This window comes from Lentzea roselyniae (assembly GCF_039537795.1).
In the GTDB taxonomy this organism is placed as follows: domain Bacteria; phylum Actinomycetota; class Actinomycetes; order Mycobacteriales; family Pseudonocardiaceae; genus Lentzea; species Lentzea atacamensis.
The window spans coordinates 420,656-427,230 of sequence record NZ_BAABBE010000004.1; the positions used below are offsets into that span (position 1 = coordinate 420,656).

Sequence of the window (6,575 nt, forward strand, 5' to 3'; positions counted from 1 at the left end):
GGCGTCCTCTACTTTTCCCGGGCCTCTCACGCCCGGAACAGGTAGTTCCTCGTGGCGTCGCCGATGTCGTTCGCCGGCACCCACTCACTCCCGTGCCACGTGCTCATCCGGTACCCGCGCTCAGTCAGGAAGTCCGCCACGTCCCGCGCCCGGTACCCGAACCGCTCGACGTGCCGTTCCTCGATCTCCAGCAGGAACGCCGGCTTGAACCGCGCGATGGTCTCCTCGGCGCCCTCGAGCACCCGCAGCTCGGCCCCCTCGACGTCCGCCTTGACGAAGTCGAGCCGCGTGATCCCGTTCTCCTCGACGAAGTGGTCCAACGTGTCGGTCCTGACCAGCACGTCGAGGTGCTCCTCGAACTCCTCGTTGGACCCGAGCCCGTTGGCTCCCACCGTGAGGAACGACCGCCCGGTGACAGGACTCCCGTGCCGCACCGGCACGCTCATGACCTCGCGCCCCTGGCTGTTCCCCAACGCCACCGAGTGCCTGCGAATGTTGCGCCCTTCCCGAGGCCTCAGCGCGTAGGAAAGGGCCGGATGCGCGAACACCAGCGGCTCAACGCTGTGCACAGTCCCTTGTGGACCAACCAGTCTGGACAACGTGACCGTGTACAACCCCAAAGCCGCCCCGACGTCAACACAGACGTCACCGGCCTTCACGATCTTCCGGAGCCCGATCAGCTCCGGCTCGGCATAAGGCGTGAGCCGGGCGAGCGCCCGCAACCCGGCCACCACCGCGGCACTGCGAAGTTCGGTCAACACCCTCGCCAGCCTAGACGTGTCCGTTCGTGTGCTGTTCGCCCGCGGGCAGCCCGATCTGATCAGCGAACTCAGCCGCCACCCGCGACCCGCCGTAAACACTGAGCGCCTTGGCCAGGTGCTGCCGCAGATCCTTCCGGTGCGAGTCCTCAAGCTCAGGCATCGCCCGCTCAACACTGCTGACCAACGACTCGGCCCAATGCGTGGCCGGCTGCCGTTGAGCGATCTTGACCAGCTCAGAGAGGTGGTTCGACAACTTCACCGCCTCCTCGACCTGGTACCCGTTGCGCTGCAGCCACCAGATCGTGGCCGTACCGACGTCCGTCAACACCTCGTCCCGCAAGTACCGGATCTCGGCCCGCTCAACGTCCCGCTCAGCCAGCTTGAACGTGGAGTTCCGCAACAGCTCGATGTGCTTGCGAGCCATCTCCAGGTCTTCCTCCTGCACGCTGACCTTGACCTGCTCGGCCCGCGCCCACACATGCGTACCCGGCACCTGCCGTTCGGTGGCGAGCTCATCCCCCAACTGATGCTGCAACGCCGCATGATGCACCAGCATCGCCTTGCCGCTGATCTCCTTGGCCCGCTGCAAAACGTGGTGAATCGCAGCACTCCGCGGCGAGTTGTGCCGAAGCCCGGTAGCCAGATCAAGCCGCCACACGATCGTCAGCTTGACCTGAAAGTCCAGCCCGTACACCGCACTGGGCAACGGCGTCTCGAACTCCTGCTGATGACTGCTCGCCGGCGGCACGAAGGTGAAGTCCTCGGCACGCCGAGGCACCCGCCGCCGCCACCAAGCCTTGAGGGCGCCAAGCGGTCCAGGACGGAAGTCGGGCCAGGGTCTGCTCACGCCCTCTCCCTACCTGACGTTTCTCCACCGCAGAAGGTGGCCTGCCTCACTTCCCTCCAACGGCCGCAGGGTGGCCGTCTGGCCCCTCACGGTGCGTGAGCGGGGGCGCTGGTCAACTCGGTGGCGGCACCCCGGTAGACTGCTGTCGCCAGCCCTAGTAGCTCAGGGGATAGAGCATCGGTTTCCTAAACCGTGTGTCGCAGGTTCGAATCCTGCCTGGGGCACCACCTTTCGCCGGGTGAAACTGAGGGCTCTGACCAGTGGAAACAGGTCAGGGCCCTTAGTCTTCAGCCGACACTGAAGACGATCAGCGCCCACTTTCGTGGTGCCGCGCGTGGTGCGAGGCGGGCGTACGGTCGCACCATGACCAAGCGCAAGGCAGGTCCCAAGGACCGCGAGCGCGGGCGGATCGAGGTCCTGCCGAGCGGCTCGCTGAGGGTGGTCGTGTACGCGGGAGTCGACCCGCTGACAGGCCTTCGGAACTACCGTCACGAGACGATTCCGAAAGACACGCCCGATCTCTGGGACGAAGCGGAAAAGACCAAGACCCGAATCCTCAACGAGATCGACGAACAGCGCAGTCCGCGCACCAAAGCGAACGTGAACACCCTCATTGACCGGTACCTGGATAACCTGGACGTCAAGCGGAATACCCGCAAGGGCTACGAGGGGTACATCAACAACCACATCCGTCCGCTTGTCGGCGATCTGCCGGTAGCGAAGCTCGACGGCGAAGTCATCGACTCGCTTTACTCGACTCTCCGCACGTGCCGTGCCCACTGCGGAGGCAGGAAGTTCGTCGAGCACAAGTCCGAAGAGAAGAACCACGACTGCAAGCAGCTCGACTGCCAGCCTCACGAGTGCAAGCCATTGGAAAAGAACTCCGTTCGTCAGGTCCACTTCTGCCTGAGCGGCGCGCTCGACTGCGCGCTTCGCTGGGGCTGGATCAAGGTGAACCCTCTCGCCCAAGCGAAGCCACCAAAGCCGGTCAAGCCGAATCCGAACCCGCCTACTCCCGAACAGGCGGCAGCGATCGTGAACGAGGCGTTCAAGGACCTTCCGTGGGGAATGTTCGTGTGGCTCGCTATGACTACCGGCGCACGACGCGGAGAGGTCTGCGCGCTTCGGCTGGACCTTCTCGACCTGAACAACGCGGTTCTGTCCATTCAGACGGCCATTGCGCAGGATGGCGCTGAAACCTGGGAGCAGGACACCAAGACTCACCAGCAACGGCGCATCGCGCTCGATCCGGAAACCGTCGGCCTTCTTCGGGCCTACATCGAACAGCGGAAAGCCGAAGCAGAGATCGGCGGAGCCAAGCTCAAGAAGGACGGCCGCGTCTTCTCATCATCGGTCGACCACAGCACTTGGCTCAAGCCGGACACTGTCACACAGCGATACCGACGCATGTGCGAACGACTCGGCTGGAAGATGAACATCCACCAGTTGCGCCACTACTCCGCCACGGAACTAATTGCCGCTGGTGTGGACGTGCGCACCGTCGCCGGCCGTTTGGGACATGGCGGCGGAGGTGCTACCACGCTGCGCGTTTACTCCGCGTGGGTCTCGGAGGCGGACCAGCGGGCAGCCGGGAACATCGGTACCCGGATGCCCAAAGCACCGATCAAGGTTTCCGAGTCCGGCGCTGTCACGACAACTTTGGAACCGACAGCCGACAACCCATACCAGAAGATCTACGCAGACCTTCGAGGCGCGATCACGTGCGGCGCACTGCGCCCAGGCGATCTGCTTCCCACCGTGGTCGAACTGAAGGGCCGTTACGGCCTGTCAGCCGGAACCGTCAACCGCGCTATCGCTGAACTGAAAGCCGAAGGACTCGTTCACGCGAGCCGTGGCAAGCGCGCCGTCGTGCTGGCTCCCGGCGAAGAGCCGGACATTGCCGAAGTCGTGAGCCTCAGCCGGAAACGAGCAGCGAAGTAAGCCGCTTTCGCTGGCGCTGAGATCCGATCTGCGTAGCCAGTAGCCGTGCACGCTCCGCGTGCGCGGCTACTTCATGTTTCTCCCCTGTCGCCGCGAATACCTGCACCAGATCAACCCTGAGCGCGGTTTCGGCTCGCGTAAAAGTCGGATCGAGTCGGCTGAGCACGTCGGACAGAATCTCGACGGCCTCTCGCGTACCGAGCCGTGCAAGTGCGCTGCCACGCCAACGCGCAAGGTGCGTTGAGTCGAACACCAGATACGGCGTCTCCGCGTTGTCAATACTGGCGGGCATCGAACACAGTGCGTCATCAAAAGCACGCATACAAACTTCGCGCTCTCCGCTCGCCGCGCACGCTTCACCGTAGCCCGCGGTGAGCCAGGAGAAGAGCAGTTGGGGAACCTTCCCTTTGGCGATTGTCCGCGCATAGTCCGTCAGTTCAACGGCCGCCCGCACTTCGCCGATGTCGAGCAGCACAACGGCCTGCCCTGCACACGCATAAGCTTCGAGCGCTGGCGAGCGTGCTTCGCGCGCTGCCATTCGAGCCGTGTTGTAGTGGTCCCACGATTCACTGACGAGTCCTTGATCGAGCGACTGCCAACCGGCAAGAGCGGAAGCGTCGACGAGAACTTCGGCGAGCCCCGACCGGATCGGCTGACTGAGGACGTCGCGCATCGCTCGTTCCATCTGACCTATCTGCGCGCGAAGCTCGCCGAGCAAGGCAGACGCGCCCAGTCGGCGATCAATCACGCGGGTGATGTCGAGCTTCTGCCGAAGGAGGCCGACAGTGTCCATGTCCAGGTTCCGCCCTGCGGCAATCCTGGCCTGCAACCCCAGGTCGTCATCCGTGACCGCAGGAACGGCGTCAGGCATAGGTTCGAGCAGCCGTTCGATCGGCACGCTGAGCATGCCTTCAAGCAGACGGCGCGTTGATGTCTGAGGAAGACCGAGAGGCTTGCCATCGGCACGACGGCCAGACGCGAACCGCTGGACATGACGCGGACTTATCGTCGCGTTCAACCCGTGCTCGCGCGCAAACCGCTCGGCCTCCTGGCTGAACTCCTCCGCCGTCTGCTTCCGCTGGCGCAGCAGCTCGCCGAACAACGTCCGTGACTGTCGCTGTCGATCTCCTGAATCCATCGGCTGACCTTCCGTCTCACTGATGTCAGCGCCGATCAGTATAAGTCGCAAGATGTCGCCGATGGTCACAACCAGGTCGTTTACGCCTGATCTGCCGCCATAGAAGCTGATGTCTGCGGTCACGTTCTTCGGGAGGACGGTGGACGATCATGGTGTGGGATGCAACGGGAGTCGTGCTGTTCGTGGTGTGGCTGGTGCTGCCGCTCGCGTACACGGTGGTACTCGGCCGGAGGTACGTCAGAAAGGCCCGAGCGGCTGCCGAGGAAGCCGTGAACGCCGCCCAGGAAGCCGCATGGGCGCAGGCGGACATTCAGGACGTGCTGGACGACCTGGCGCCCACACACGAGCCGCACGAGGACGTTCCGGTCCGATTGCCGACGGCACGCGCAGCAGACACCGGGGAGTTATCCGCAATCCGGCCGCCCGTGTCGGTCGGCAAGCACAGGCTTGACGAGTCACAGCTGGCGCAAGGCGTTACGTCATGACGCCCGACGACACCGAACTGATCACTGAGTTCGGGAAGATCTCCAAACTCATGCCAAACGTGCTGTTCGACTTCGTCATGGGCACCCTCACACCTGAGCGACAGCAGGAGTTCGGCGAGATCCTGATCATGCTCGGAGAGTTTCTGGTCAACCACGCCGAAGGCCGCAAGCAGTCCGAACAGCCGACGACGGTTGACGCTGTCGAGAGCCAGGCCGAACAGGTCGTTGACCTCACCAAACGGTTGCCGTCGTGACAAAGCCACCGACCTCCGGGGCTCCGTCTCACCCCCATCCGAGGTTGGTCAGGGAGAGCCGACGCGGTGCGCGTTGCCGCGTCGGCTTCTCTCATCGCCCTTTCGAACCACTGCAAGGAAGTTGGTATGCCTAAGCGGATCTCTACCGCCCGCGGTCGTGAGTTCGGCGCTGGTCTGAGGGCGGCCATCGAGGGTTCCGGTCTGACCTCGCGTGCGCTCGCGGACATCGTGGACTGGGACGAGTCCAAGCTGTCGAACGTGGTGAACGGCAAGGGTGGCGCCACTCAGATCGAGGTTGCCGCACTGTTGGGGGCTTGCCGGATCAAGTCGGCTGAGGCCACTCATCTGCTGGCGCTGTACCCAGAGACGCACATCATCGGCTGGTGGCAACAGCACGGCATGTATGCGCCTGTCCAAGTCCGGACGGTTGTCGAACACCTGAAGGCAGCCAAGACGCTGACAAGTTGGCACACGCACGTGGTGCCGCTGTTTCTGCAGACGGCTGACTACATGTGTGAGGTGCTGCGCGCGTCCTCTACGACGCCGGCGAGCGACCTGCAAGATCGAGTGAAGGCACAACTTGCCATGCAGGCATCAGTCCGACGCGGCGTGAGGTGCATCTACTTCATCCACGAGTTGGCGCTGTATCTGCCCGTCGGTGGTGCCGAGGTGCACGCCGGGCAGTTGCTACACCTGCTGCACATGGCGAACCGGCCGAATGTCACGATCCGGATCGTGCCCACCTCGCATGGCGCACACGCAGGCTTGGCCGGACCGTTCACGTACTTGACCTTTCCGAAGTACGAACCGCTGGTGTGGACAGCAACCGAGAACTCCAGCCTCTTCGCCGAGGCGACGGACGCGATCAAGGGATACGAGAAGGTCATTCGCGCGCTCGATACGTGCAGTCTGGAGGAAGTCGCCTCCAAGGAGCTGATTGTCCGCCTGTTCGATCGTTCACGGGCTGCAGAGGCTCAAGCGGCTGACTGTCTGTTGAAGATGGAGACGACCGACGATGCCTAAGAGTTCCTATCAAAGGATCTTGATGTGCCTGTAGCAGATGATGCAGGTTGCCAAGCCGAGGAACGCTTCGTGGATGTCATCGCGGCGCTCCCAGCGAATACGCAGCCGCTTCATGCCGTGGTACCA

General features: G+C 63.4%; 7 protein-coding genes, 1 tRNA gene and 1 pseudogene. 5 read left to right on the plus strand and 4 right to left on the minus strand.

The window, feature by feature from the left end; translation table 11 throughout:
• Positions 1-26 precede the first annotated feature (26 nt).
• Positions 27-761, minus strand: coding sequence for an FkbM family methyltransferase (locus ABFX45_RS09715; RefSeq protein ID WP_211337143.1), 735 nt, complete (start codon positions 759-761; stop codon positions 27-29).
• 10 nt (positions 762-771) lie between these two features.
• Entirely contained in the window at positions 772-1,608 is an 837-nt protein-coding gene (locus ABFX45_RS09720; RefSeq protein WP_109631941.1) for a hypothetical protein, read from the minus strand.
• A gap of 151 nt (positions 1,609-1,759) precedes the next feature.
• On the opposite strand from ABFX45_RS09720, the gene ABFX45_RS09725 reads away from it, so the two are divergent.
• Positions 1,760-1,835 (plus strand) — tRNA-Arg (locus ABFX45_RS09725).
• Between the two features lie 136 nt (positions 1,836-1,971).
• Complete coding sequence (locus ABFX45_RS09730) at positions 1,972-3,549, plus strand: tyrosine-type recombinase/integrase (RefSeq protein WP_346129094.1); 1,578 nt, start codon at positions 1,972-1,974, stop codon at positions 3,547-3,549.
• On the opposite strand, the gene ABFX45_RS09735 is transcribed toward ABFX45_RS09730, so the two are convergent.
• Positions 3,524-4,810 carry an NsdA family TPR-like regulatory protein gene (locus tag ABFX45_RS09735; RefSeq protein ID WP_346129096.1) on the minus strand — a complete coding sequence of 429 codons (1,287 nt, stop codon included), beginning with the start codon at positions 4,808-4,810 and terminating at the stop codon, positions 3,524-3,526. The two genes, ABFX45_RS09730 and ABFX45_RS09735, sit on opposite strands and share 26 nt — an antisense overlap.
• A gap of 50 nt (positions 4,811-4,860) precedes the next feature.
• Here ABFX45_RS09735 and ABFX45_RS09740 point away from each other — a divergent pair, with 50 nt between their 5' ends.
• From ABFX45_RS09740 to ABFX45_RS09750, 3 genes are all read left to right on the plus strand, one after another.
• Positions 4,861-5,172: a hypothetical protein gene (locus ABFX45_RS09740; protein WP_346129098.1), complete on the plus strand. Its 312-nt coding sequence runs from the start codon at positions 4,861-4,863 to the stop codon at positions 5,170-5,172.
• On the plus strand, positions 5,169-5,426 hold the full coding sequence (locus tag ABFX45_RS09745; RefSeq protein ID WP_346129100.1) for a hypothetical protein: 258 nt from the start codon (positions 5,169-5,171) through the stop codon (positions 5,424-5,426). The genes ABFX45_RS09740 and ABFX45_RS09745 overlap by 4 nt, the downstream gene beginning before the upstream one ends.
• A 126-nt stretch (positions 5,427-5,552) precedes the next feature.
• Entirely contained in the window at positions 5,553-6,449 is an 897-nt protein-coding gene (locus tag ABFX45_RS09750) for a helix-turn-helix domain-containing protein (RefSeq protein WP_346129102.1), read from the plus strand.
• Between the two features lie 9 nt (positions 6,450-6,458).
• On the opposite strand, the pseudogene ABFX45_RS09755 reads toward ABFX45_RS09750, so the two are convergent.
• Positions 6,459-6,575, minus strand: a pseudogene (locus ABFX45_RS09755) (IS5/IS1182 family transposase); the annotation flags it as partial.